Annotated in this window: 25 protein-coding genes; 8 read left to right on the forward strand and 17 right to left on the reverse strand. The window is 71.8% G+C overall.

Annotated features, from left to right (window positions below):
* Positions 1-3: 3 nt before the first annotated feature.
* Both ubiB and ubiE read right to left on the reverse strand, forming a co-directional pair.
* On the reverse strand, positions 4-1,533 hold the full coding sequence (ubiB, locus tag V8J39_RS15645) for a 2-polyprenylphenol 6-hydroxylase (protein WP_336461861.1): 1,530 nt from the start codon (positions 1,531-1,533) through the stop codon (positions 4-6).
* Between the two features lie 4 nt (positions 1,534-1,537).
* Positions 1,538-2,302 carry a bifunctional demethylmenaquinone methyltransferase/2-methoxy-6-polyprenyl-1,4-benzoquinol methylase UbiE gene (ubiE, locus tag V8J39_RS15650; protein WP_336461862.1) on the reverse strand — a complete coding sequence of 255 codons (765 nt, stop codon included), beginning with the start codon at positions 2,300-2,302 and terminating at the stop codon, positions 1,538-1,540.
* 158 nt (positions 2,303-2,460) lie between these two features.
* Here ubiE and mutM point away from each other — a divergent pair, with 158 nt between their 5' ends.
* The 8 genes from mutM to V8J39_RS15690 all read left to right on the forward strand — a co-directional run bounded on the left by mutM (position 2,461) and on the right by V8J39_RS15690 (position 9,294).
* Positions 2,461-3,312 carry a bifunctional DNA-formamidopyrimidine glycosylase/DNA-(apurinic or apyrimidinic site) lyase gene (gene mutM / locus V8J39_RS15655; RefSeq protein WP_336461863.1) on the forward strand — a complete coding sequence of 284 codons (852 nt, stop codon included), beginning with the start codon at positions 2,461-2,463 and terminating at the stop codon, positions 3,310-3,312.
* A gap of 83 nt (positions 3,313-3,395) precedes the next feature.
* Positions 3,396-4,400, forward strand: a complete 1,005-nt coding sequence (locus V8J39_RS15660) for an AAA family ATPase (RefSeq protein WP_336461864.1) — start codon at positions 3,396-3,398, stop codon at positions 4,398-4,400.
* Positions 4,397-5,254 (forward strand): DUF58 domain-containing protein, encoded by an 858-nt coding sequence (locus V8J39_RS15665; RefSeq protein WP_336461865.1) that lies wholly within the window; start codon positions 4,397-4,399, stop codon positions 5,252-5,254. The genes V8J39_RS15660 and V8J39_RS15665 overlap by 4 nt, the downstream gene beginning before the upstream one ends.
* A complete protein-coding gene (locus V8J39_RS15670; RefSeq protein WP_336461866.1) occupies positions 5,251-5,634 on the forward strand; it encodes a hypothetical protein in 384 nt (127 codons plus the stop codon). Before V8J39_RS15665 ends, V8J39_RS15670 begins: the two co-directional genes overlap by 4 nt.
* Positions 5,635-5,637: 3 nt before the next feature.
* Positions 5,638-6,606 (forward strand): VWA domain-containing protein, encoded by a 969-nt coding sequence (locus V8J39_RS15675; protein ID WP_336461867.1) that lies wholly within the window; start codon positions 5,638-5,640, stop codon positions 6,604-6,606.
* Positions 6,603-7,529: a VWA domain-containing protein gene (locus V8J39_RS15680; RefSeq protein WP_336461868.1), complete on the forward strand. Its 927-nt coding sequence runs from the start codon at positions 6,603-6,605 to the stop codon at positions 7,527-7,529. The genes V8J39_RS15675 and V8J39_RS15680 overlap by 4 nt, the downstream gene beginning before the upstream one ends.
* Positions 7,526-8,122, forward strand: a complete 597-nt coding sequence (locus V8J39_RS15685) for a hypothetical protein (protein WP_336461869.1) — start codon at positions 7,526-7,528, stop codon at positions 8,120-8,122. The genes V8J39_RS15680 and V8J39_RS15685 overlap by 4 nt, the downstream gene beginning before the upstream one ends.
* Positions 8,116-9,294: a hypothetical protein gene (locus V8J39_RS15690; protein ID WP_336461870.1), complete on the forward strand. Its 1,179-nt coding sequence runs from the start codon at positions 8,116-8,118 to the stop codon at positions 9,292-9,294. The genes V8J39_RS15685 and V8J39_RS15690 overlap by 7 nt, the downstream gene beginning before the upstream one ends.
* On the opposite strand, the gene V8J39_RS15695 is transcribed toward V8J39_RS15690, so the two are convergent.
* The 15 genes from V8J39_RS15695 to gfa all read right to left on the reverse strand — a co-directional run bounded on the left by V8J39_RS15695 (position 9,295) and on the right by gfa (position 23,253).
* On the reverse strand, positions 9,295-9,648 hold the full coding sequence (locus V8J39_RS15695) for a hypothetical protein (RefSeq protein WP_336461871.1): 354 nt from the start codon (positions 9,646-9,648) through the stop codon (positions 9,295-9,297).
* Positions 9,645-10,193, reverse strand: coding sequence for a hypothetical protein (locus tag V8J39_RS15700; protein WP_336461872.1), 549 nt, complete (start codon positions 10,191-10,193; stop codon positions 9,645-9,647). Before V8J39_RS15700 ends, V8J39_RS15695 begins: the two co-directional genes overlap by 4 nt.
* Positions 10,190-11,536, reverse strand: coding sequence for an ATP-binding response regulator (locus tag V8J39_RS15705; protein WP_336461873.1), 1,347 nt, complete (start codon positions 11,534-11,536; stop codon positions 10,190-10,192). Before V8J39_RS15705 ends, V8J39_RS15700 begins: the two co-directional genes overlap by 4 nt.
* Complete coding sequence (locus V8J39_RS15710) at positions 11,529-12,698, reverse strand: FIST N-terminal domain-containing protein (RefSeq protein WP_336461874.1); 1,170 nt, start codon at positions 12,696-12,698, stop codon at positions 11,529-11,531. The genes V8J39_RS15705 and V8J39_RS15710 overlap by 8 nt, the downstream gene beginning before the upstream one ends.
* Positions 12,699-12,704: 6 nt before the next feature.
* A complete protein-coding gene (locus tag V8J39_RS15715; RefSeq protein ID WP_336461875.1) occupies positions 12,705-13,415 on the reverse strand; it encodes a response regulator transcription factor in 711 nt (236 codons plus the stop codon).
* Positions 13,416-13,599: 184 nt separating this feature from the next.
* Positions 13,600-14,166 (reverse strand): hypothetical protein, encoded by a 567-nt coding sequence (locus V8J39_RS15720; protein ID WP_336461876.1) that lies wholly within the window; start codon positions 14,164-14,166, stop codon positions 13,600-13,602.
* A gap of 8 nt (positions 14,167-14,174) precedes the next feature.
* Complete coding sequence (locus V8J39_RS15725) at positions 14,175-14,600, reverse strand: hypothetical protein (protein ID WP_336461877.1); 426 nt, start codon at positions 14,598-14,600, stop codon at positions 14,175-14,177.
* Positions 14,601-14,623: 23 nt separating this feature from the next.
* Positions 14,624-15,586, reverse strand: coding sequence for a YVTN family beta-propeller repeat protein (locus tag V8J39_RS15730; RefSeq protein WP_336461878.1), 963 nt, complete (start codon positions 15,584-15,586; stop codon positions 14,624-14,626).
* Positions 15,583-16,794, reverse strand: a complete 1,212-nt coding sequence (locus tag V8J39_RS15735) for an ABC transporter substrate-binding protein (protein WP_336461879.1) — start codon at positions 16,792-16,794, stop codon at positions 15,583-15,585. Before V8J39_RS15735 ends, V8J39_RS15730 begins: the two co-directional genes overlap by 4 nt.
* A gap of 99 nt (positions 16,795-16,893) precedes the next feature.
* Positions 16,894-17,721 carry a substrate-binding domain-containing protein gene (locus V8J39_RS15740; protein ID WP_336461880.1) on the reverse strand — a complete coding sequence of 276 codons (828 nt, stop codon included), beginning with the start codon at positions 17,719-17,721 and terminating at the stop codon, positions 16,894-16,896.
* 1 nt (position 17,722) lies between these two features.
* Positions 17,723-18,256: a c-type cytochrome, methanol metabolism-related gene (locus V8J39_RS15745; RefSeq protein ID WP_442902604.1), complete on the reverse strand. Its 534-nt coding sequence runs from the start codon at positions 18,254-18,256 to the stop codon at positions 17,723-17,725.
* A gap of 169 nt (positions 18,257-18,425) precedes the next feature.
* A complete protein-coding gene (locus V8J39_RS15750) occupies positions 18,426-20,228 on the reverse strand; it encodes a methanol/ethanol family PQQ-dependent dehydrogenase (protein ID WP_336461882.1) in 1,803 nt (600 codons plus the stop codon).
* Positions 20,229-20,550: 322 nt separating this feature from the next.
* A complete protein-coding gene (gene fghA, locus V8J39_RS15755) occupies positions 20,551-21,387 on the reverse strand; it encodes an S-formylglutathione hydrolase (RefSeq protein ID WP_336461883.1) in 837 nt (278 codons plus the stop codon).
* Between the two features lie 77 nt (positions 21,388-21,464).
* Entirely contained in the window at positions 21,465-22,595 is a 1,131-nt protein-coding gene (locus tag V8J39_RS15760) for an S-(hydroxymethyl)glutathione dehydrogenase/class III alcohol dehydrogenase (protein WP_336461884.1), read from the reverse strand.
* Positions 22,596-22,671: 76 nt separating this feature from the next.
* On the reverse strand, positions 22,672-23,253 hold the full coding sequence (gene gfa, locus V8J39_RS15765) for an S-(hydroxymethyl)glutathione synthase (RefSeq protein ID WP_336461885.1): 582 nt from the start codon (positions 23,251-23,253) through the stop codon (positions 22,672-22,674).
* Positions 23,254-23,318 lie beyond the last annotated feature (65 nt).

Here is a 23,318-nt window from a genome sequence, read left to right on the forward strand (position 1 = left end):
GCGTCAGAGCTGCGTTCCGAGCGCAACCCCGGCCAGGGCCAGCCCCGCGCCCAGCAGCACCAGCCCGGCCGCGCGCCACCGCGGCGCCGAGACGGACAGGTTCACCTCGGTATCGCGGCGCTTCAGCAGGCTTTCGATCAGCTCGGGCATATGCGGGCCGAAGCGCGCCGCCACCTGTGCCGTGCGCTTCAGGTCGCGCAGGACCGCCTTCGGCCCCACGTTCTCGGCGATGTAGGTCTCGACCACCGGGCGCGCGGCTTCCCAGATGTTGAGATGCGGATCGAGCGATCGCGCGACCCCCTCGACCACGACCATGGTGCGCTGCAGCAGGATCAGCTCGGTCCGGGTCTCCATGCCGAAGCGCTCGGTGACTTCGAACAGGTAATTCAGCAGCCGCGCCATCGAGATATGCGTGGCATCCATGCCGAAGATCGGCTCGCCCACCGCGCGCAGCGCCCTGGCAAAGGCATGGACGTCCTGGTTGGCCGGCACATAGCCGGCCTCGAAATGCACCTCGGCGACACGCTGGTAGTCGCGGCGGATGAAGCCCATCAGGATCTCGGCATAGACGCGGCGGGTGTAGCCGTCGATCTGGCCCATGATCCCGAAATCCAGCGCGACGATCGCGCCGTCGGCACCGACCTTGAGGTTGCCCTGGTGCATGTCGGCATGGAAATAGCCGTCGCGCAGCGCATGCGCGAGGAACAGCTGCAGCACCCGCTCGGCCAGCCGCGTCAGGTCGTGGCCGGCAGCCGCCAGCGCGTCGCGGTCGCCGAGCGGCAGGCCCTCGGCCCAGTCCAGCACCATGATCCGCTTGCCCGACAGGCCCCAGTTCGGCTGCGGTACCCGGAACCCTTCGTCGCGCGCGGTATTCGCGCCGAATTCCGACGCGGCCGCGGCCTCGGCCCGCAGGTCCAGCTCGCCCAGCACCACCCCCTCGAAATGGCGGATCACCTCGGTCGGCCGCAACCGGCGGGCCGAGGGCGCGGCGCGCTGCATCAGCCCGGCGGCAAGGTAGAAGGCGTCGATGTCGCGGTAGAAGGCGCGCTCGATCCCGGGCCGCAGCACCTTGACCGCGACCTCGGCGCCGGTGTCGGCCAGCCGTGCGCGGTGCACCTGCGCGATCGAGGCGGCGGCGACGGGCTCGGAGAATTCCGAGAACACCTCGTCGACCCGCCGCCCGGTCTCGGCCTCGAACACGCGCTTGGCGACCTCGGTCGGGAACGGCGGCAGCTGGTCCTGCAGGACCCGCAGCTGCTGGGCCAGGTCGACGCCGACGACGTCGGGCCGGGTCGACATGATCTGGCCGAACTTGATGTAGGCCGGCCCCAGCGCGGTGATCGCGCGGGTGACCGGCGGCAGCGCGGGATCGCCGGCATAGCCCAGCCAGCGGAACGGCCAGCCCATGACGCGGGCGATCGCGCGCAGGCGGGGCGGCGCCTCCATCGCCTCGAGCGCCTGGCCCATCGCGCCGGTCCGCTCGAAGGTGGCGCCGGTCCGGATCAGGCGCAGAAGGTTGTGGGGCCCGCGCATCCGCTCAGATCTTCCAGCCGGAATGCAGCGCGGCGATACCCATCGACAGGTTGCGGTACTTCACCAGGCCGAAGCCCGCGGTGCGGATCATGCTGGCGAAGGTCTCCTGGTCGGGGAACTTGCGGATCGACTCGACAAGGTACTGGTAGCTGTCGCGATCCGACGCGATCACCTGCCCCATGACCGGGATCACGTTGAACGAATACAGGTCATAGGCCTTCTGCATCGCCGGGTTCGGCAGCTGGCTGAATTCCAGCACCACCAGCCGGCCGCCGGGCTTGAGCACGCGATAGGCCTCGGACAGCGCATCGGCGACGCGGGTCACGTTCCGGATGCCGAAGCTGATCGTGTAGACGTCGAAGCTGTTGGACTCGAAGGGCAGATCCATCGCGTCGCCCACCTGCCAGGACAGCCGGTCCGCCATGTCCTCGGCCTCGGCCCGCTTCTGCCCCTCGATCAGCATCGACTCGGTCATGTCGCAGACCATCGCCGTCGCGCCGGGCGCGCGCTTGAGGAAGCGGAAGGCCACGTCGCCGGTGCCGCCGGCCACGTCCAGCAGCCGCTGGTTCGGCCGTGGCGCCAGCCAGTCCATCATCGCATCCTTCCACAGCCGGTGGATGCCGACGCTCATCACGTCGTTCATGATGTCGTATTTCGATGCGACGCGGCTGAACACGCCATGGACCATGCCGGCCTTCGCATCCTCGTCGACGGTCTGGTAACCGAAATGCGTGGTGCGCCCGCCGATGTCGTCCGTGCTGCCGGTCATGATCCGCCTGCCTTCCCGATGCGCCGGGAACGCCCCGGCCGCCCGAGGGATATACCGCGATCCGGCCATAGGCAAACCGCCAGCGCCCCGGACCGCCGACACTTTCCCTTCATCGCGCCCGCGCCTACATCGGGGCGCGTGATGCGAAGGAGCCGGCCGTGCCAGAACTTCCCGAAGTCGAGACCGTGCGCCGTGGCCTTGCCCCCGCGATGGAGGGCCGGCGGATCGAGCGCGCCGAGGTCCGCCGCCCGGACCTGCGCTGGCCCCTGCCCGAGCGGATGGCCGAGCGCCTGACGGGCGCGCGGGTCGACCGCCTGCGGCGGCGGTCGAAATACATCCTCGCCGATCTCTCGACCGACGAGACGCTGATCATCCACCTCGGCATGTCGGGGCGGATGCTCGTCTCGGGGGCGGTGCCGGGCGTCTTCGTGCGCGACCATGCGCCGGCGCAGAAGCACGACCATGTCGAGCTGCAGATGGAGGGCGGCGCCCGCGTCACCTTCAACGACGCGCGGCGCTTCGGCGCGATGGACCTGATCGCGACGCCGCGGGCCGAGGGCCACTGGCTGCTGCAGGGCCTTGGCCCCGAGCCGTTCGACAATGCCTTCCACGAGGATTTCCTTGCCGCGCGGCTGGCGGGGCGCCGCTCGCCGGCCAAGGCGATGCTGCTCGACCAGCGGGTGATCGCGGGCCTGGGCAACATCTACGTGTGCGAGGCGCTGCACCGCGCGGGCCTCGATCCGCGCCGCGCCGCCGGCAGCCTGACCGGCCCCGAGATCGCGCGGCTGGTGCCGGTGATCCGCCAGGTCCTCGCGGACGCGATCGAGGCCGGCGGCTCGTCGCTGCGCGATCACCGGCAGGCCAGTGGCGAGCTTGGCTATTTCCAGCACAGCTTCCGCGCCTATGGCCGCGAGGGCGCGCCCTGCCGCACCGAGGGCTGCACCGGCACCATCGAGCGGATCGTGCAGTCGGGCCGCTCGACCTTCTGGTGCCCGGCCTGCCAGCGCTGAGCCCTCATCCTTTCGGCCGAGGCGCAATCCAGCGCGGGCTCTGACAGTCTGTCGCCGAAGGCCGCAAGCCTTGGGAGGAGCCGATGGAATGCAGCGTCGCGCGCGCCGCGCCCGATGCGGTGGTGCAGGACGGTCCCGCGCAGATCCGCGCGCTGGCCGACCGGCTGGCCGCCGGGCTGATCGGGCACGAGCCCCTGATCGAGGGCCTGCTGGTCGCGCTGATCGCCGGTGGCCACGTGCTGATCGAGGGCGCACCGGGCCTGGCCAAGACCCGCGCGGTGCGCCTGCTGGCCGAAGGTCTTTCGGGCGGGCTTTCGGGCAGCTTCGCGCGCATCCAGTGCACGCCCGACCTGATGCCCTCGGACCTGACCGGCACGCAGGTCTTCCGCCCCGACAGCGGCAGCTTCGACTTCGTCCCCGGGCCGCTGTTCCATTCGCTGGTGCTGGTCGACGAGATCAACCGCGCCCCCCCCAAGGTGCAGTCCGCGCTGCTCGAGGCGATGGCCGAGGCGCAGGTCACCGCGGGCGGCGTCACCCGCCCGCTGCCCCGCCCCTTCATGGTCGCCGCGACCCAGAACCCGATCGAGCACGAGGGCACCTTCCCCCTGCCCGAGGCGCAGCTCGACCGCTTCCTGCTGCATATCGACCTCGCCCTGCCGGGCGCCGAGGCCGAGCGGCGGATCCTCGACCTTGTCGAAGACGAGACGCGCGCGCCCGCGCCGGCACCGGGCCGCACGGACCCGGCGGCGGTCCTTGCTGCGCGCGCGGCCGCGGCGCAGGTCCACCTTGCGCCCGCGCTGCGCGACTTCATCGTCCGGCTGGTCGTCGCCACCCGCGAGACGGCGGGCACCCCGCTCGAGGGGCTGATCGAGCACCCGGTCTCGCCCCGCGGCACGCTGGCGCTGGCGGCGGCCTCGCGGGCGCGGGCACTGCTGCGGGGCCGCGACCACGCGCTGCCCGAGGATGTCGAGGCGCTGGCGCCCGACGCGCTGGCGCACCGGCTGGTGCCCAGCTGGCGCGCTGGCACCGAAGGGATCGGCGGGCGCGAGATCGTCGCGCGGCTGCTGGCCACGGTCCGGCCGTGGTGAGCGCCGACGAGATCGCCCGCGCGACCGAGCTGCGCGCGGCGGATCTTCTGGCGCTGGCCCGCGCCGACCGCCGCCCCGGCGCCGAGGCGCGCCTGGCCCGCCGCCCCGGCACCGTGCCGACGCGTCCCCGCGGGCAGGGCCACGAGATCCGCGAGATCCGCCCCTTCGTCCCCGGCGACGATCCCCGGCATCTCGACCCGGCCGCGACCGCGCGCAGCGGCCAGCTGCAGCTGCGCAGCTTCCACGAGGATCGCGACCGCAGCCTGTTCCTGATCGCCGACTTCCGCCGCCCGATGCTCTGGGGCAGCCGGCGTTTCCGCTCGATCACCGCGGCCGAGGCGCTGGCCCGCGCCGGCTGGCAGGCGGTCGCGGCCGGCGGGTCGGTCGGCGTGGCCGCGATCACCGATGCCGGGATCCAGGCCAGCCGCATCGCCACGCGCCCGGCGGCGATGGCCGCCGTCGCCGGCTGCCTCGCGCGGGCCCATGCCGATGCGGTGGCCGCGGCCGGGCTTGCGCCGCGCCCGCTCGCGCCCGATCTGGCCCGCGCGGCGCGGCTCGCGCCAAGGGGCGCGGCGGTGGTGCTGGCCTCGGCGCTCGACGATCCCGGGCCGGGCTTCGACGCGGCGATCGGCGCGATCCTGCGGCGCGGCCCGCTGCAGATCCTGCTGCCCGCCGACCCGATCGAGACGGCGCCGCCGCGGCTGCGGCTGGGATGGCTCGACGCGCTCGGCCGGGCGCACCGCGGCCGCGTCGACGGCGTCTCGGCTGCCTCGCGTGCGCTGCGCGACCGTCTGGCCACGCTGGGCGCGACCGTCGCGACGGTCGGATCCCCGCTGTCCCCGGAGGCCGCATGACCGAGACCGAGCTGCGCGCCGCCCTGCACCCGCCCCGCCTGCCCGAGGCCGTCCTGGCGCTTGATGCCCGCGACCTGGCGATGGCGCTGGGGATCGGGCTTGTCCTGGCGGCGCTGGCCTGGCTGCTGCTGCGTCCCGCCGCCACCGCGCGGGTCCGGCACAGCCCCGCGCAACAGGCCGCGCGCGCGGCCGCCGCGCTGGCGCAGCTGCCACCGCCAGAGCGCCTGGCCCGGCGCGCGGCGCTGTTCGCGGGTCTCGGCGGGCGGTTGCCGGCCGACCTGCGCGCCGGCCTCTATCGTCCGCTGCCGCCGCACGAGGCCGAGGCCGCGGACGCCCGCGTCGACCGGCTTCTGGCCGAGGCGGTTCGGCGCGCGGGGTGAGCCATGCAGTTCGACGCCCCGCTGCTGCTTCTGCTGCTGCCCCTGCCGCTGCTGCTGCGCCGGTTGCTGCCGCCCGCGCGCGGGACCGGCGGCGCGGTCTACCTTCCGCCCGCCCTCGCGCCCGCCACCTCGGGCCGCGCCGACGCCCCCGAGCGCCGCGCCACCCTGCTCGTGTCGGTCCTGTGGGTCGGTCTCGTGCTGGCACTGGCGGGCCCCGAGCGGCTGCGGCTCGAGCGCGACCGCTCCGCCTCGGGGCGCGACATCGTGCTGGCGCTCGACATGTCGGGCTCGATGCTGATCGAGGATTTCGCGCTCGACGGGGCGCAGGTCTCGCGGCTCGACGCGGTGAAGCGGGTGGCGGGGGCCTTCGCGGCCGGGCGGCAGGGCGACAGGCTGGGGCTGGTGCTGTTCGCCGACCGCGCCTATGTCGCGGCGCCGCTCAGCCACGACCTGACCGCCGTCGCGCGCGCCATAGACGAGGCCTCGGTGGGCGTCACCGGCCGGTCGACCGCGATCGGCGAGGGGCTGGGTCTGGCGCTGAAGCGGCTTGACGAGGGCGGCGCGCAAAGCCGCGCGATCGTGCTGCTGTCGGACGGGCGCGACACCGGGCGGCGGCTTGACGCGCGCGCGGTCGCGCGGCTGGCGTCGGCGCATGGCGTGCGGGTGCACACCGTCGCGCTCGGCCCCGAGGATCTCGAGACCCGCCCGGCCGCGCGCGATGCCGTCGACGTGGCCATGCTGCGCGACATCGCGGCGGCGGCGGGCGGCGAAAGCTGGCGCGTCCGGCGCACCGAGGATCTGACCGCGATGGCCGAGGCGCTCGACCGGCTCGAGCCGAACCCCTCGCGCCGCCCGCCGGTGGTGGTGGCGCGCCCGCTCTGGCCCTGGGCGGCGGGGCTGGCGCTGGCGGCGGCGCTGGCGCTGATCCTCGGGCGGCTGGGGCTTGGCTGGCGCGGGGCGCGGGCGGCATGACCCTGATCTGGCTCAGACCGCTCTGGGCACTGGCGCTGCTGCCGCTGGCGCTGGCGGGCTGGCGGATCTGGACCCGCGGCGGCTTCGGCGGCTGGGAGCGGGTGCTGGCGCCCGCCGTGCTGGCGCGGCTGGGGCAGATGGGGCTGGCGCGGCGCGATGGCGGGCGGCTGTCGCGGATCCTGCCGGTGCTGGCGGCGGCGGGGATCGCGGTGGCGCTGACCGGGCCTGCGCGGCTCACGCGCGCGGCCGACGGGTTCCTGCGGGGCGATCCGATCCTGCTGATGCTCGACCTCTCGCCCTCGGTCACCGGCACGCCGGCGCGGATCGAGGATCTGCGCGCCGCGGCGGCCGCGCTTCTGCAGGGCGCCGAGGGCCGGCCGGTGGGTGTGCTCGTCTTCGCCGCCGACGCCTTCGTCGCCTCGGCGCCCACGGTCGACGCGGCCTCGCTCGAAAGTCTCGTCGGGGTTCTCGACGCGCAGACGATGCCGCTTGGCGGCAGCCGCCCCGACATCGCGCTGGGCGCGGTGCGCGAACTGTTCGGCGCGGGCGCGGCGATCGGCGGCGCCGACCTTGTGATGATCTCGGACGGCGGCGGCGCCGGTACCCCGGCCGCGCTGGCCGAGGCGCGGCGGATGGCCGAGGGCGGCGCGCGGTTGTGGACGCTTGCGCTGACCGCCGCGCCCGCCGCGCCCGAGATGCCGCCCGCCGATGCCGCGGCGCTGGCCCGGCTGGCCGAGGCCGGCGGCGGCGGCACGGCCCCGGCCGGGGCGGCGCCGGATCTGGCCGCCCGCATGGCGGCACGCCAGATCGGCGGGCTCGCGGCGTCGGAGCACGCGCCAGAGGTGTTCCGCGACCTTGGCCGGTGGCTCCTGCTGCTCGCGCTCGCGCCGGCGGCGCTGATGTTCCGCAGGCGGCCGGCATGAGGCGCGCGCTGATCCTCGGCGCGGCGGGCGTGGCCCTGATGCTGGCCGCGGGGCCCGGGGCCGCGGGCAAGCTGCTGCTCGCCCTCGGGCTGCCCGGCCCGGCTGCGGCGCTGGTCCGCGACCCAGCCGCGCGCGGCGCGGCGCTGTGGCTGGCGGGCGACTATGCCCGCGCCGACGCCGCTTTCGCCGAGGCCGGCCGCAGCGCCACCTACAACCGCGGCCTGTCGCTGGCGATGACCGGCGAGTACGCGCTTGCGCGGGCCTATTTCGACGCGGTCCTGTTCGCCAACCCCGCCGACAGCGAGGCGCGCGACAACCGCGCGGTCGTCGACCGGCTGGCGCCCAAGGTGCAGGGCGAGGCCAATTCCGCCGGGCGGATCGCGGCGCGCAGCCGTGCCCCCGACGGCCCGCCGGTCGAGCTGTTCTCGGCCGTGTCGCGCCCGCTCGACGAGGGGCGCATCGTGCCGGATGACGACTGGCTCGCCACGCTGCCCGACGATCCGGGCGCCTTCCTGCGGCTGCGGCTGGCCGACGAATACAGCCGCCGCCTCGCCATGGGCTTCACCCCGCCCGAGGCAGGCGACCCATGGTGATCCGCATCGCCCTTGCCCTGCTGCTGCTGGCCGGCGCCGCCCGGGCCGAGGAGCCGCGCCTGCTGACGATCGAGCCGCATCCCCGCGCCACCGCGATCGTGGAGGGCGAGATGATCCCGGTCACGATCCGCGGGGTCTACGACCGCCCCGTCGCGCGCGAGGAGATGACGATCGCGCCTTCGGACCGGTTCGACTGGGTGCAGCTGGCCAAGGACGACTGGCACCGCGAGCGCATCGACGGGATCGAGCGGATCGTGGTCGAGCGGCACCTGGCGCTGTTTCCCAACCATACCGGCATCGCGACCTTCGGGCCGGTGACGCACGCGCTGCAGATCATCGACCGCGAGACCAGCCGGCGGGTCGAGACCACCGTGACCGCCCGCCCCGTGCAGCTGACCATCGCGCCCCTGCCCGACACGCCCCCGTTCAAAAGCCCGCACGGCTGGCGCTTCGCCGCCGCCGGCCTGTCGCTGACCGACGAGCTGTCGACCGATCCCGCGACGCTCAGGGACGGCCAGACCGTGACCCGCACCGTCACCCTGCGCGCCGAAGGCACCCTGCCCGAGATGCTGCCGCCGCGCCCTGTGGTGCAGCAGAACTGGCTGATCACCTTCACCGCCCCGGTCGAGCGCCGGCTGGAGCTGACCCCGGCGGGGCCGGTGGCGACCGTGGTCTGGCGCTGGCAGTTCCGCCCGCATACCGGCGAGCCCGGCGTGCTGCCGGCCGAGGTCATCCCCTTCTTCAACACCACCACCCGCCGCGTCGAGAAGGTCGAGATCCCGGCCCTGCCGATCGGTTATGCCAGCTTCCGCAGCTCGCAGATCCGCGGGGGCCAGCTGTCGGCGGGGACGTTGCTGGCGCTGGCCGCGACGGGTGTGGTCGGGCTGGTGGCGGGGCTTGCGCTGCTGCTGCAGGGCGAGCGGCTGGCCGGGGCGCGCCTTGCCGCCAGCTGGGCCCGGATCGCCCCCGGCCCGTGGTGGCAGCTGCGGCGCGCGCGCGATCCGCTTGCCCTGCGCCGCGCCGCCGCCCGCTGGGTCACCGCGCGCGGCGTCGCACCCGAGCGTGCCGCCGCGGCGCTGGCACCGCTCGACCGCGCGATCTACGCGCCGGCGCCGGGCCCCTTCGACCGGCGGGCGTTCCGCCGCGCCCTCGGCCGGGCGCGCCGGGGCTGATCAGAAGCACAGCATCTCGGCCTCGGCCTGCGCGCGGCGCAGCTCGGCCACGGCATCGGTCGCGGGCTGGGTCCCGCGGAACAGCGCGGCGCGCTCGCCGCTGGTCTGGCGCATCCGCAGCACCGTCTCGGAGGCCACGTAGTGGTCATAGGGCAGGATCGACGCGATCGTGTCGATCGAGCACGAGCACCGCTCGAGCGCATCGGCGCTCTGGCCATTCACCGCCATGCAGCTGAAGACGTACTCGGCCCGCGCATCGGTCGGATAGTCGTTGACCGTGCCCGGCGCCGGCTGGGCCGCGGCCGGCAGCGCCAGCGCCAGCGCCGCCCAAAGGCCAAGGATCGCCCGTTTCATGTCCCCGTCACCTCCATCACCTCGCGGTAGCCGCCCGCGGTCTCGGCCGTGAGCGAGCGCAGCCCGCCCGGGGCCGCGGCATCGGTCCGGATCGTCAGCGTCAGCGCCCCCCACTCGCCCATCCGGTCGCGGTTCGGATCGGTCTCGAACGGGCTCAGCACCACTTCCGGCCCGGACAGCGGCGCGCGGGCCAGCGCTTCGCGCATCCGGTTGCGGATGTAGAACGGGCTGCCGCCGCTCTCGCGGGCCATCGTCCGCACGACGGATTCGAAGAAATACAGTGCGATCGGGTTGGCGCTGCCCAGGCCGAACTCGGCCACCGGCACCTTGCCCGCGATCACCAGCCCGCCGCCGTCGCGGTGCGTCAGCTGCAGGGTTTCGTCCAGCGCGCCCTCGCCACCGGTCCGGGCGTGGCGGAAGGCCACCGGCTGGGCCACCGGCAGCGCCGCGAAGACGCCGGGCGCCAGCACCAGGTCGGACACGGCCGCCTGCGGGCCCGCCGCGGCAAGGAAAAGGGCGCCGATCAGCGCGATTGCAGGTTTCATCCGGCCTCCAGAAGCGATTGCAGCATGTCGCGAAGATCGATCTCGATCACGGGCTTCTCCATCACCGCCGCGCCAAGCGGCTGGGCGCCGACCGCGATCGCCTCGGCGCATTCACCGCTGACGATCAGCGCCGGGATCGGCTCGCCCGCCGCGCCGCGCACGGCCGCGATCACGTCAAGCCCGGTCTCGCCGTCGTTCAGACGGTAGTCGGTCAGGATCACGTCGGGCTGCAGCGCCCGGTCCTGCAGCGCGGCCAGCGCGGCGCCGGCCCCGTCGGCATCGACCACGGTCATGCCCCAGCTGCGCAACAGCAGCACGAACGCCTTGCGCATCGCGCGGTCGTTCTCGACCACCAGCGCGATCCGCCGTGCGAAGCAGTCGGGGATCGCGCGCACGTCGCGCGGCACGGTCGCCGTGGGCAGCAGGCACAGCCCGCCCCCCATCCGCGGCAGCAGCACCCGGAAACACGACCCGCGCCCCGGCGCGCTGATCACCTCGATCCGGTGGCCAAGCTGGGCGCAGGCGCGCTGCACGATCGACAGCCCAAGGCCCGATCCCGGCACGTCGGCGCGCGACAGCCGTTCGAATTCGTTGAAGATCCGCGCCTGGTCGGCCGGGTCGATGCCGGGACCGGTGTCATGCACCTCAAGCCAGATCCCCTCGCCCGCCCGGCGCGCGCCCACCAGGACCCGGCCCGCGCGGGTGTATTTCAGCGCGTTCGACACCAGGTTCTGCGCGATCCGGCGCAGCAGGACCGGGTCGCTGACCACCGTCTCGGAACTGGTGACGAAGCGCAGCGTCACCGCGCCCTCCTGCGGACCCATGTCGCCCGCCAGCCGCTGGAACAGCCGGCCCAGCGCCACCGGCGAGGGATTGATCTCAAGCCGCTGGCTGTCGAGCCGCGCAATCTCGAGCAGCATCCGGATCAGCTCTTCGGCGCTGTCGAAATTGGCGCTGATCTGGCTGACCAGCTCGGACAGGTGCGGGTCGCAACTGCGGTCCTCGAGATGCGACAGCAGAAGCTTCGCGGCCGACAGCGGCTGCAGCAGGTCGTGGCCGGCCGCGCGCAGGAAGCGCGACTTGGCGCGGCTCGCCTCCTCGGCGGCCTCGCGCGCGGTGGCCAGGTCGCGGTTCGACGCCGACAGGTCCATCAGCGCCCGCTCGAGGTCCTTGTTGCGCGCCAGCACCTCGCGCTCCAGCTGCTCGGCGGTACGGGCGAGCGAATAGCTCGACGAGCGCGCCGCATCGAGCTGGTCGATGCGCTGCATCAGCGCGCGGTTGATCCGCTCGAGCTTCTCGACCCGGCGGGCGAGGTCTCCGGTCGGCATCGCCGTGTCAGGCATGCGGGGACACCGGGTCGGGATCGAGGAAGGCGAGGCCGACGAAGGTCTGGTTCACGTGAATGCCGCCATGCTGTTCGCCATAGGTGTTGAAGCCCGCGACGTTCCAGCGCCGGAAGATCCGCGCCGCATCCTCCTGCAGCCCGGCCTGTTCCAGCGCGATCCGGCGCAGGATGCAGTCGAAGCCGAGGATCAGCGCCGCCGGTCGCCCCAGCCGCGCCAGCCGGTCCTCGAGCCCGTCGGTCAGGTCGACCGCGCGCCCCAGCGTCATCACCGAGCCGGTGTCCACCGACGACATCAGCCGCAGCCCGCCCCCCGGCGCCACGCCCGAGATCGCGCGCACGAACTGCTTGCCGCCGATCTGCACCAGCAGCGGGTTCTCGGCGAAGGCGGCGGGGCACAGCGCCCCGGGCGCGACCCCGATCAGCCGCGCATATTCCTGCGCCGCGGGTTCGGCATCGATCTCGAGGATCAGCCGCTGCTCGGGGTCGGCCTCGGTCACGACCATGCGGGCGGGGGTCGGCATGATGTGGTCGAACACGATCTCCTCGACGGCGAAGTCGGTCGACATCAGGCAGAAGATCGCGGAATCGGGCCGGTTCGTGCCGTCGAGCATCACCTCGGTCCGCGCGAAGCGCAGCCCGTCGCCGGCCGAGCCGCCCAGCACCAGCGTGCCCGGGAGGGTCGCGTCGATCAGCGCGCTCACCAGCTCCTCGCGCTGCGACAGCCCGTCGATCAAGAGGATGCCGAAGCGGCTGCGCCCGGGCTGGTCGGGCACCTGCTCGGCCGCCTCGCGCAGCGCCAGCAGCCAGTTCAGGCTGGCCGAGGCGCGCAGTTCGGGCAAGAGCACCGGCGCGATGGTGAAATGCGCCGCCGGCAGCGCGATCGCCACCGTCGATCCGCTGTCATAACCGCCGAAGGCGAATTCCCCGGCCGAGGAACAGCCCAGCACCCGGCAGTCGGGCCCGAAGGCCGCGCGCAGCTTCAGCCACAGCGCCGGCAGGCAGGCACCATCTGCGGCAAACAGCAGGATCGCGGCCGGCGCGGCGCCGGCGAAGGCCGCCGCGAAGTCGCGCGCCATCGCCTCGGCCGAGCCGCGGCTGACCGCGACCATCGGCCGGATGCCGGCGGTCAGCACCGGGGTGGCTGCTGCGTCGCCGGCCATCGCCCGTCACCGCATGAACATCCGCGCCTTGTTGGCCAGCAGGGCCACCTGGGTGCGGTTGCTCACGTTGATCTTCGACATGATCGCGGCGATGTGGGTCTTCACCGTCGCCTCGGCGATCGACAGTTCATAGCTGATGATCTTGTTCGGCCGGCCCTGGCAGATCAGGCGCAGGATGTTCATCTGCTGCGGCGTCAGCGTCGCGAAGTCGCGCGCCAGCCGCGCCTGCTCCTCGACCTGGGCGCCCAGCTCGGCCGGGTCGTAGCCCTCGGGCGTCACCGTCTCGCCGGCCCACATCGCTTCGAAGGCCTTGACCATCTTCGCGCGCGGCAGCGATTTCAGGATATAGCCGCGCGCCCCCGCCGCCAGCAGCGTCGCCACCACCTCGGGGTCGTAATCCGACGAGATCACCGTCACCGCCGCCTGCCCCGCGATCGCGCGCAGGCTCATCACCCCTTCGGTCCCGGCGACGTCGGGCAGGTTGAGATCGATCACCACCGCATCGGGCGGCCCCTCGCCGCGGATGCTCGCCACCGCCGCGGTCAGCCCCGAGGCCGTGCGCACCCGGCGCAGGCCGAAGGCGTGGCCAAGCGTGACCGCGAGCGCGTCGCACATCAGCGGGTGGTCGTCGATGATCAGCACGTCCTGGACGGTATGCGAGGTCGCGCCGCGCGCGACATCAGTGCCGGCAACCTGCCGGCTCAGCGTGGTCTGCATGATGTCCTCCCTTGTCGTCCGGGCCTCCTCTCCCTTCCGACAGAAACGATCCTAGGCCGATAAGACGCGGGCGCAAACCTGAATCTGGCGCGGACGCGGCGGAAAACCGAGCGTTTTTTCCCATATCGGAGGGGCATTTGCCCCGCCGGCGCGCCGCCGCCGATTTGCTGCAACTGCACCGAATCTACTGCAGCTGCGACATGACCTGCCGCGCCAGCGCGAAGGCGCGCTGCTCGAGGATCACCGGCACCTCGCAGACATAGGTCAGCGACTGCTGGCGGTCCTTGAAGATCCGCGTCGACCAGTCGAGGTCCTTCTCGACCGCGTCGATCCGGTCGAAATCCTTGCTGCCCTGCAGGCCGCGCTGATCCTCGCGCAGGTCCGCGATGCGCGCATCCAGCGCGACCTGCTTGCGGGCATAGCGCGCGATGCCCTGCATCACGCGGTCGCGGGTGCGGTCGATCTCGTGGAAGGTGGCGAGGTAGAGCGGCAGCAGGTCCTCGCGCGGCTGCGCGGCGATCAGCCCGGCCGCCTCGTCCTCGGAGGTGCGCCGCTGCGCGAGCCGCCCGGCCAGCGCCCGGATCGCGGGCGTGCCGGCGCGCGCCTCGGCCTCCGCGTCCGGCGCGGGGCCCGCCCACATCGCGCCCAGCGACAGGTGCGGCACCCGGCGCTGGACGCAGGGCCAGTCGGGATCGGCAGGCGGGCCGTCGGCCAGCGCCGGCCCTGCCAGCAGCGCCGCGATCAGGATCACCGCGCCCCTCACTGGATCACGAAGCTCGTGCGCTGGCTCTCGCCGGTGGTGCCGGGGATCATCACCGTGTAGCGCCCCGGCTTGATCGCGACGAAGCTGATGGTCGCGGTGCCCTCGTCGTCGAACTCGAGTGAATCCAGCCCCAGCGGCCGCACCTCGATGTCGTTGATCACCACCTCGTTGATCCAGATCGCGCGGAAGAACTCGGCCCCCGCCACCGCCAGCTCGGCCGAGCCGTCGGCGACGATGTCGATCGTGTAATAGCCGCCGGACTTCAGCTGATAGCCTTCTTCGGCCAGCGGCTTGCCCGACCCCAGCGTCAGCGGCGCAAGCTCGGTGCGGTTGGCGCGGTCCATCAGGCCCGCCGGCCCGAACTCGTGCGCCGCGGCCGGCGCGGCGACGGCCATCGCCATCATGGCGATCAGTGCCTTCATCTCTCTGTCCTCCCTGAAACCTCTCATGGAACCGCGACCACCCCCCAGGGCTGCTGTCCCACCTGGACCGATTTCACCACCTTTTCGGCGGCGACATCTATGACCGAAACGTCGTTGCTGTTGCCGTTGGTCGTGTAGAGGAACCGGTGATCGGGCGAGAAGGCCAGCTGCCAGACCCGTTGGCCGACCAGCAGGTAGTCCAGCACCTCCCATGTCGCGCCGTCGACCACCGCCACCCGGTTCGCCGGGCCCAGCGCCACGAAGACGCGGGCGTTGTCGGGCGTCACGCGCAAGCCCACCGGCTGCAGCGCCTCGGGCAGGACGCCGGGCACCTCGAAGCGGATCGTGTGCACGATCTCCTGGCGCGCGGTGTCGATCACGCTGACCGTGCCGCCGATCTCGGCCGTCACGTACAGGTGGCTGCCGTCGTTGTCGTACTGGGCGAACCGCGGGCGGCTGTCGACCAGCACGTTGCCGACGATCTGAAAGGTCTCGGTGTCGATCAGATGCGCCATGTTCGTCGTCTCGGAGGTGTTGACGACGATCCTGCCGTCGGGGCTGACGCCCATGCCCTCGGGCTCGACCCCCACCGGCACCTCGGCCAGCACCTTGCGGGTGTTCACGTCGACGACGGTGACGATGTTGTCGTCCTCGTTGGCGATGTAGAGCGGGTTGCCCGACGGGTGCAGCACGAACAGCTCGGGGTCGGGCCCCGAGGGCAGCGAGGGTTTCTCCTCGAAGGTCTCGGCATCGAAGACCCGCACCAGATTGTCGTCCGAGGCGCAGACATAGATCGTGCGGCCGTCGGGCGAGGCGGTGATGCCGCGCGGGCGCTGCCCGGCCGGGAAGTCGGCGATCCGCTCCAGCGTCTCGCCGTCGAGCACGGTGATCGAGTTGCCCTTCTCGTTCGACACGAAGATCCGGTCGGCCAGCGCCGGGGTCGCGGCACAGCAGAGCGCGGCCAGAAGTAGGGGGCGCATCGTCATCCTCCAAGATTGCAGCCGGTTTCGGGGCGGTCGGTCCCCAGCGTGTCCATCACCGAGACCGGGTGCAGGAAACCCTCCTGCGGCGAGACCGAGGTCAGCACCCGCCCCGAGGTCAGCAGGATCGGCTGGCGCAGCTGCCCGTCCCAGTCGCGGAAGCTGAGCGCCTGGCCCTTGAAGCCCGCCAGCTGGAAGTCGGGGCCGCGGATATAGTCCGACAGCGCCGCGAAATCGCCCGAGCGCGTGCGGCTCGCCGCCTCGCCAAGGCTGCGCAGCGCCAGCCAGACCTGATAGTCCTCCTCGCGTGCGGGGCGCCGCGCCTCGGCCTCGAAGCGGGTCTGCCACTGGGTCGCGCCCCAGCCCTCGTGCCCGGGAAACCAGCTCACCGGCATCAGCCCGGCCGAGCCGGCGACGGGCCGCGGCGCCCAGGTGTTCCAGATCAGCCAGTCGGCGAAGACGCCCGAGCGGTCGGCGGTGACGACGACGTCGTGGTCGCGCGCCTTCTGCAGGAAGACCGGCATCTGCGCCTGCACCTGCGCGTGGCCGCTGTCGGTCGCGCGCGCGCCGCCGCGGTCCTCGAAGGTCAGGTCGCTGACGATCTTCGCGCCGAACTTCGTCGCGGCATGGCGATAGGCCTCGGCCAGGGCCCGGTCCTCGGGGTGGCTGCCCGCGACCAGAAGCCAGCGGTCCCAGCGCTTCCACACGAGGAACTGCGCCAGCGCGTCGGCACGCATCCCGTCGCTGGGCGCGGTGTGCAGCAGGTTCGCCCGGCAGCCGCCGTTGCGCAGATCCTCCGCGCCGGACCGCGCATTGAAGACCAGCGCCCGCCCCGCCGCCTGGTCCGCCAGCGCGCCGGTCTCCTCCGCATCCGCAAGCGTCACCACGAAGCGGATGCCGTCGTCGAGCAGCTGCGCCAGCGCCTGCGCCGCGGCCTCCGGCGCGGCGGTCACCTCGCGCGTCTCGAACCGCTGGCCAAGGAAGCGTCCGGTGGTGGCGTTGTCCTCGGTCGCCAGCCGGCCGCCGGCCAGCCCGAGATCCGCGGGCGGCAGGTCGAGGCGCGAGGCCGGCAGCACCTCGGCGGGCGTGTCGATCCTCAGGACCGCCGCGCGGATCGTGATCTCGTCCGGGGTGGCCTGCGCCTGCAGGGTGCCTGGGACGCCAAGGCCGGCCAGGGCGATCAGCCCGGCGGCGACGGCATGTCTGACACTCATCCTCTCCTCCCGGCCCGGTCGCGGGCGCGACCCGGGCCTTCTCGCGGTCCAGAAGACAGGACGCCGTGCGCGGGCGCCATCATACTTCTGGCTGAGCCTTCAGTTCGCGACCTGCTTCAGCGCGGTGCCGTAATCGTCCAGGATCGGCACCCCGGCATCGACGAGGATCCGGTCGATCTCGTCCTGGTGGCGGCGGATCTGCGAGTTCAGCTCGTGCTTCCAGTCCAGCTCTCCCTGCCGCACGCCCATCGTGATCCGGTACCACAGCTTCGGCGCCGCGGTCTCGTGCAGCAGCGGCATCACCGACAGCCCGCGCGCCTTGGCCAGCGGCCCGCCGATCGGCCCCCACAGCAGCGCGCCGTCGATCCGCCCGGCCTGCAGGTCGTCGAGCATCTGCCCGGCGGGATCCTCGACGCGGCGGTCGACCATCAGGTTGTAGGGATGGGCAAGCTTCATCAGCCCCGCCCGCGCCAGGTGCGTGGCCGGCGGCGAGCCGACGACGACGCCCAGCCGGTGGCCCTGCAGCGCCGGGTCGTCCAGCCGCTCGACCGTCGCCAGCGCGTCGTCCGCCCGCGTCACCAGCACATGGGTCGAAGTGTAGTAATGGTTGGTGTTCAGCACCATCTCGTCGCCTTGGGCATAGCCGATGACGAGATCGCATTCCCCCGCCGCCAGCGTCTTGCGCACGAAGCCCATCACCTGGGGAAACCACGTGTAGCGCACCGGCCGGTCGAGCGCGCGGCCCATCAGCTCGGCGATCGCGTTCTCGAATCCGCTGCCGTCGCGCGCCGACAGCGGCAGGTTGCCGGGATCGGCGCAGACCCGCAGCGCCGAGCGGTCGACGAGGTCGGCGACCTGCGCCTGCGCCCCGCCCGCCAGCACCGCGAGCGCCGAGACGAGTACCGTCGCGAGACCTGCGGCGCGCATCTCAGCCTCCCATGCATTCGTCCTCGGCCTCGGTGTAGGCCTCGGGCTTGTCCTCCTTCTTCGCCGGCCGGCCGCGCGGGATCGCGTCGGTGCCGCGGGCCAGAAGGTAGGTGTAGATGTCGTCGAGGTAGCACATCACGTTCGGGTTGGTGCCGAAGGCGGGCATCACCTGGTTCTGCGCGTTGCCGACCTCCTGCTTGCCGCCGGCGACGATGCCCTGGAACTCGTAGTAGTCCAGCCGCAGCACGCTTTTCTTCAGCGCCGGCGCGTAGGTCGACCCCTCGCCGTCCGGCCCGTGGCAGACATGGCATTCCGCGTGATAGCGGCGGAAGCCCGAGAAGGTGTTCCAGTCGACCGTGCCGTCCTCGGCGATCTTGTAGGTCGGCTCGTCGTTGGCGTCGAAGTTGCGGATGCCGTCGTTCGACACGGCCGCGAGATCCGCGGCGGTCTTCTCGGCGGCGGGCGCGGCCGTGGCGGTCGCCGCCAGGATCAGCACCGCGCCGATCCGGGTCGCGAGGCGCAGGGTCTCGGGCATCATGGTCTCTCCTCCCAAAGAGCTGTCGGGGATCAAGCTAGGGCGCGGCCCGGGGGCTGTCGCGTCAGCCTTTAGTTGGTCGCGGCGTCATTTCGCTGCGCAGCGAGACCGCAGCGAAAACGCCGCCCCGCTGTAGCGGGACGGCGCCGGATCACGGTTGCGGGCCGGGTCAGTCGGGCAGCGCGAAGACGGTCAGCTGACCGCCGAGCGCGGTGTAGTCCGACAGCGCGGCATAGCCGCCGACGGCGCCGAGACCGTCGTTGGCGTTGGTCAGGCCCGCGGCAAGGCCGATGCCCGCCCAGCCGCCGACGCCCGACAGCACGCCCACGTACTGCTTGCCGTCATGCTCGTAGGTCATCACGTTGCCGATGATCCCCGAGGGCGTCTTGAACTTGTAAAGCTCCTCGCCCGTGGTGGCATCGACCGCCTTCAGGTAGCCCTCGAGCGTGCCGTAAAAGACCACGTCGCCCGCGGTGGCCAGCGCGCCGGACCAGACCGAGAACTGCTCGGGCAGCGACCACTTGATCTCGCCGGTCGCGGCGTCCCAGGCGATGAAGTTGCCCATGCCGCCGTGGCTGTTCGGGGCCGGGAACATCGACAGCGTCGCGCCGACATAGGGCTGCCCGGCGGCGTAGCTGACGCGGAACGGCTCGTAGTCCATGCAGACGTGGTTGGTGGGCACGTAGTTCAGCCCGGTCTTCGGGCTGTAGGCCGAGGGCTGCTGGTCCTTGGAGCCCAGCGCCGCCGGGCAGACGCCGGTGGTGTTGACGTCCTCGCCGTTCTGCTCGGTCGAGTACTCGGCCACGACCTGCGGGCGGCCGTACTGGTCCGAGTTCTTGTCCATGTTGACCTCGGTCGCCCAGTTGACGGCGGGGTCGTATTTCTCGGCCACCAGCAGCTCGCCGCTCTCGCGGTCCATCGTGTAGGCGAAGCCGTTGCGGTCGAAGGTCACGAGCAGCTTGCGCATCTGCCCGTCCATCTCCTTGTCGATCAGCACGTGCTCGTTGACGCCGTCATAGTCCCACTCGTCATGCGGGGTCTTCTGGTAGAACCACTTGGCCATGCCGGTGTCGGCGTCGCGGGCCATGATCGTCATCGACCACTTGTTGTCGCCCGGGCGCTGCGCCGGGTTCCAGGTCGAGGGGTTGCCGGTGCCGTAATAGACCAGGTTCAGCTCGGGGTCGTAGGTGGTCCAGCCCCAGGTGGTGCCGCCGCCGATCTGCCACTGGTCGCCTTCCCAGCTGTCGATCGAGCTGTTGGCGCCGATCGGCTTGCCCAGGACCATGGTCTTCTCGGGATCGACCAGCATCTCCTCGTCCGGGCCGGTCGAATAGGCGCGCCAGGCCTGGCTGCCGTCCTTGATGTTGTAGGCGGTCATGTGGCCGCGCACGCCGTATTCGCCGCCCGAGATGCCGATCAGCACCTTGTCCTTGACCACGAAGGGCGCCGAGGTGTTGGTTTCGCCCTTGGCGGCGTCGCCGTTCTGCACCTGCCACTTCACCTCGCCGGTCTTGGCATCCAGCGCCACCAGCGTGTTGTCGGCCTGGCCGAGGAAGATCATCCCGTCGCCATAGGCCACGCCGCGGTTCACGGTGTCGCAGCACATCACGCCGATCACGTCGGGGTTCTGCTGCGGCGTGTAGCGCCAGATGATCTTGCCCTCGTCGTTGAGGTCGAGCGCGTAGACCGTGTTGGGGAACGGCGCGTGGACATACATGATGTCGCCGATGACCAGGGGCGCGCCCTCGTGGCCGCGCAGCACGCCGGTCGAGAAGGTCCAGTCGACGCGCAGGTCGCCCACGTTGTCCTTGGTGATCTGGTCAAGCTCGGAATAGCGCGTGCCGGCGTAATTGCCGAGCTGGGTGCCGAACTGCTTGGGGTCCTTCATCACCTCCATCAGCGACTCGTTGGCGCTGGCGGCGGCGGTCGTCAGCAAGAGCGTCGCGGCGACGCCGAGCATGACATGTTTCATCGGGGGCTCCTCCCTGGGTGCGGAGAGCGCGGCTTTGATCCGGAAGTCCGGATCAGGGCTCCTCCCAAAGCCGGGGCCGCGCTCCAATGACGCCAATCTGGCGGGCCAATCACGGCTGCGTCAACGGGCCGCAGGGGCGCGTCACCCTAAGGTATGAGGGCTGTCGCGGCCCGCTTCGCAGGCGCGCGGGAACGTCCCGGCACCCCCCGGCTCCCCCGCGCAGAGGGTGCCCACAGGTGCGGACGAGAGGCCGACGACAGGCTGATGGGGACCGGGGCGCTGCCCCGGCCCCGGGCGTTCAGGGGCCGGACAGAGACGCCGGTCAGGCGCCCAGGCGCTCGGCGTGCCAGGCGACGTGGTCTTCCATGAAGCTGGAGACGAAGAAATAGCTGTGGTCGTAGCCGGGCTGCATCCGGAACTGCACAGGCTGGCGCCGCTTCGCCGCCGCCTCGGCCAACGCCTCGGGCTTCAGCAGGTCGAGGAAGTTGTCGCTCGCGCCCTGGTCGATCAGGATCTCGCCCGGATAGCCGCGCTCGCGCATCAGAAGCGTCGAGTCGTGCGCGGCCCAGGTGGTCTCGTCGGGTCCGAGATAGGCGTTCAGCTGCTTGCGGCCCCAGTCCGAGGCCGTCGGATGCGCGATCGGCGCGAAGGCCGAGACCGAGCGGTATGTGTCAGGGTCGGTCATCGCCAGCGTCAGCGCGCCGTGCCCGCCCATCGAATGGCCGGTGATGCCCTGCCGGGACGGGTCGAGCGGCAGCTCGTCGAAGACGAGCTTCGGCAGCTCGGTCTTCACGTAGTCCCACATGCGGAAATGCGGGGCCCAGGGATCCTGCGTCGCGTTCACGTAGAAGCCCGCGCCCTGGCCAAGGTCGTAGGCCTCGTCATTCGCGACGCCCTCGCCGCGGGGGCTGGTGTCGGGGAAGATCACCGCGATCCCGTAGGCCGCGGCCCAGGCCTGCGCGCCGGCCTTGGTCATCGCGTTCTCATGCGTGCAGGTCAGCCCCGACAGGTACCACAGCACCGGCACCTTCGCGGTCTTCGCCTCGGGCGGCAGGTAGACCGCGAAGGTCATGTCGCAGGCGGTGGAGCTGGCGGCATGGGAATAGACGCCCTGCACCCCGCCGAAGCTCGCGTTCTCGGAGACGGTCTTCATCGCCATCGGTGATCTCCCGATCGTTTTCGAACATGGAAACGGGGCCGGAAGACCGGCCCCGCGCGCGGCCCGGGGGCCGAAGGTCAGTAGATGACGACCGAGCGGATCGACTTGCCCTCATGCATCAGCTCGAAGCCCTTGTTGATGTCCTCGAGCTTGAGCGTGTGGGTGATCATCGAGTCGATCTCGATCTTGCCGTCCATGTACCAGTCGACGATCTGCGGAACGTCGGTCCGGCCGCGGGCGCCGCCGAAGGCCGTGCCCTTCCAGACCCGGCCGGTGACCAGCTGGAACGGGCGGGTCTGGATCTCGGCCCCCGCGGGCGCCACGCCGATCACGACCGAGACACCCCAGCCGCGGTGGGTGCATTCCAGCGCGTCGCGCATCACCTTGACGTTGCCGGTGCAGTCGAACGAGTAGTCCGCGCCGCCGATCTTGTCGAACGGGGTCTTGGTCATCTCGACGATGTGGCTCACGACCGAGCCCTCGATCTCCTTGGGGTTGACGAAGTGGGTCATCCCGAACTTCTCGCCCCATTCCTTCTTGTCGTTGTTCAGGTCGACGCCGATGATCATGTCGGCCCCGGCCATCTTCAGGCCCTGGATGACGTTCAGACCGATGCCGCCCAGGCCGAAGACCACGGCTTTCGCGCCGATCTCGACCTTGGCGGTGTTCAGCACCGCGCCGATGCCGGTGGTGACGCCGCAGCCGATGTAGCAGATCTTGTCGAAGGGCGCGGCCGGGTCGACCTTGGCCAGCGCGATCTCGGGCATCACCGTGTGGTTCGCGAAGGTCGAGCAGCCCATGTAGTGGTAGATCGGCGTGCCATCGAGCATCGAGAAGCGCGTGGTGCCGTCGGGCATCAGGCCCTGGCCTTGCGTCGCGCGGATCGCGGTGCACAGGTTGGTCTTGCGCGACAGGCACGAGGGGCACTCGCGGCATTCGGGGGTGTAGAGCGGGATCACGTGGTCGCCGGGCTTGAGCGAGGTCACGCCCTCGCCGACCTCGATCACCACGCCCGCGCCCTCATGGCCGAGGATCGCGGGGAAGATGCCCTCGGGATCGGCGCCCGACAGGGTGAACTCGTCGGTGTGGCAGATGCCGGTGGCCTTGATCTCGACCAGCACCTCGCCGGCCTTCGGGCCTTCGAGGTTGACCTCCATGATTTCCAACGGTTTGCCGGGTGCAACGGCGACGGCGGCACGGGTGCGCATGGAACTGTCCTCTCTCGGATCGCAAAGACCGCGCTGCCATCATGCGGCAGCGCGGCAAGGGGTAGCCTGCGCGCCATCAGGCTGCAAGCGCACCGGAAGTCTTGGCCACATGCGTCGCAATGGCGTCCATCAGCGGCGGCGAAAGCGCATCGTAGGGCTCGAGCCCAAGTTCGCGCAGCCGGGCGCGGATGTCGTCCATCCGCGACGGATCGACGCCGGATTCGATCACCGACGAGACGAAGGCCGCGAACTGCGGCTCGGACCAGCCCGATTGCGGCGACAGCTCGGTATGGACGAAGTCGAGCCCGTAGAACGGATGGCCGGTGTTCTCGATGCGCCCGTACATGTGCGCGCCGCAGCCGGTGCAGGCGTGGCGCTGGATCGGCGCGGCCTCGTTGACGATCTTCAGCTTGTGGCCGTTCTTCGTCACCGTCACCGCGTCGCGTCCGACGACGGCCACCTGGCTGAAGATCGCGCCCTCGGGCTTCCAGCACTTGGTGCAGCCGCAGACATGGTTGTGCGCGGTCTGCCCGCCCACCGTCACCTCGACCGGGTCGGTGGCGCAGAGGCAGGTCAGCGTGCCTCCGGCGAATCCGGGCGCGGCGGGCTTGATGCCGCCGTCCACAGCCGGGTGAATCTTCACATGTTCATAGGTCATGGCCGGTCACTCCTCCCGTGACTGCCGCAATACGCGCGGCATGGCGGGAGTGTGTCACCGGCCTG

The organism is Frigidibacter sp. MR17.24 (assembly GCF_037095655.1).
Classification (GTDB): domain Bacteria; phylum Pseudomonadota; class Alphaproteobacteria; order Rhodobacterales; family Rhodobacteraceae; genus Frigidibacter.

Excerpts from the sequence above, each read along its gene's own strand:
- V8J39_RS15750 (WP_336461882.1), bottom strand. The coding sequence starts at position 20,228 with ATGAAACATGTCATGCTCGGCGTCGCCGCGACGCTCTTGCTGACGACC.
- V8J39_RS15735 (WP_336461879.1), bottom strand. The coding sequence starts at position 16,794 with ATGAGTGTCAGACATGCCGTCGCCGCCGGGCTGATCGCCCTGGCCGGC.
- V8J39_RS15740 (WP_336461880.1), bottom strand. The coding sequence starts at position 17,721 with ATGCGCGCCGCAGGTCTCGCGACGGTACTCGTCTCGGCGCTCGCGGTG.
- V8J39_RS15685 (WP_336461869.1), top strand. The coding sequence starts at position 7,526 with ATGAGGCGCGCGCTGATCCTCGGCGCGGCGGGCGTGGCCCTGATGCTG.
- V8J39_RS15690 (WP_336461870.1), top strand. The coding sequence starts at position 8,116 with ATGGTGATCCGCATCGCCCTTGCCCTGCTGCTGCTGGCCGGCGCCGCC.
- V8J39_RS15660 (WP_336461864.1), top strand. The coding sequence starts at position 3,396 with ATGGAATGCAGCGTCGCGCGCGCCGCGCCCGATGCGGTGGTGCAGGAC.
- V8J39_RS15710 (WP_336461874.1), bottom strand. The coding sequence starts at position 12,698 with ATGGCCGGCGACGCAGCAGCCACCCCGGTGCTGACCGCCGGCATCCGG.
- ubiE (WP_336461862.1), bottom strand. The coding sequence starts at position 2,302 with ATGACCGGCAGCACGGACGACATCGGCGGGCGCACCACGCATTTCGGT.
- V8J39_RS15700 (WP_336461872.1), bottom strand. The coding sequence starts at position 10,193 with ATGAAACCTGCAATCGCGCTGATCGGCGCCCTTTTCCTTGCCGCGGCG.
- V8J39_RS15745 (WP_442902604.1), bottom strand. The coding sequence starts at position 18,256 with ATGCCCGAGACCCTGCGCCTCGCGACCCGGATCGGCGCGGTGCTGATC.
- V8J39_RS15715 (WP_336461875.1), bottom strand. The coding sequence starts at position 13,415 with ATGCAGACCACGCTGAGCCGGCAGGTTGCCGGCACTGATGTCGCGCGC.
- V8J39_RS15680 (WP_336461868.1), top strand. The coding sequence starts at position 6,603 with ATGACCCTGATCTGGCTCAGACCGCTCTGGGCACTGGCGCTGCTGCCG.
- V8J39_RS15670 (WP_336461866.1), top strand. The coding sequence starts at position 5,251 with ATGACCGAGACCGAGCTGCGCGCCGCCCTGCACCCGCCCCGCCTGCCC.
- V8J39_RS15695 (WP_336461871.1), bottom strand. The coding sequence starts at position 9,648 with ATGAAACGGGCGATCCTTGGCCTTTGGGCGGCGCTGGCGCTGGCGCTG.
- gfa (WP_336461885.1), bottom strand. The coding sequence starts at position 23,253 with ATGACCTATGAACATGTGAAGATTCACCCGGCTGTGGACGGCGGCATC.
- V8J39_RS15730 (WP_336461878.1), bottom strand. The coding sequence starts at position 15,586 with ATGACGATGCGCCCCCTACTTCTGGCCGCGCTCTGCTGTGCCGCGACC.
- V8J39_RS15675 (WP_336461867.1), top strand. The coding sequence starts at position 5,638 with ATGCAGTTCGACGCCCCGCTGCTGCTTCTGCTGCTGCCCCTGCCGCTG.
- V8J39_RS15725 (WP_336461877.1), bottom strand. The coding sequence starts at position 14,600 with ATGAAGGCACTGATCGCCATGATGGCGATGGCCGTCGCCGCGCCGGCC.
- V8J39_RS15760 (WP_336461884.1), bottom strand. The coding sequence starts at position 22,595 with ATGCGCACCCGTGCCGCCGTCGCCGTTGCACCCGGCAAACCGTTGGAA.
- V8J39_RS15705 (WP_336461873.1), bottom strand. The coding sequence starts at position 11,536 with ATGCCTGACACGGCGATGCCGACCGGAGACCTCGCCCGCCGGGTCGAG.
- ubiB (WP_336461861.1), bottom strand. The coding sequence starts at position 1,533 with ATGCGCGGGCCCCACAACCTTCTGCGCCTGATCCGGACCGGCGCCACC.
- fghA (WP_336461883.1), bottom strand. The coding sequence starts at position 21,387 with ATGGCGATGAAGACCGTCTCCGAGAACGCGAGCTTCGGCGGGGTGCAG.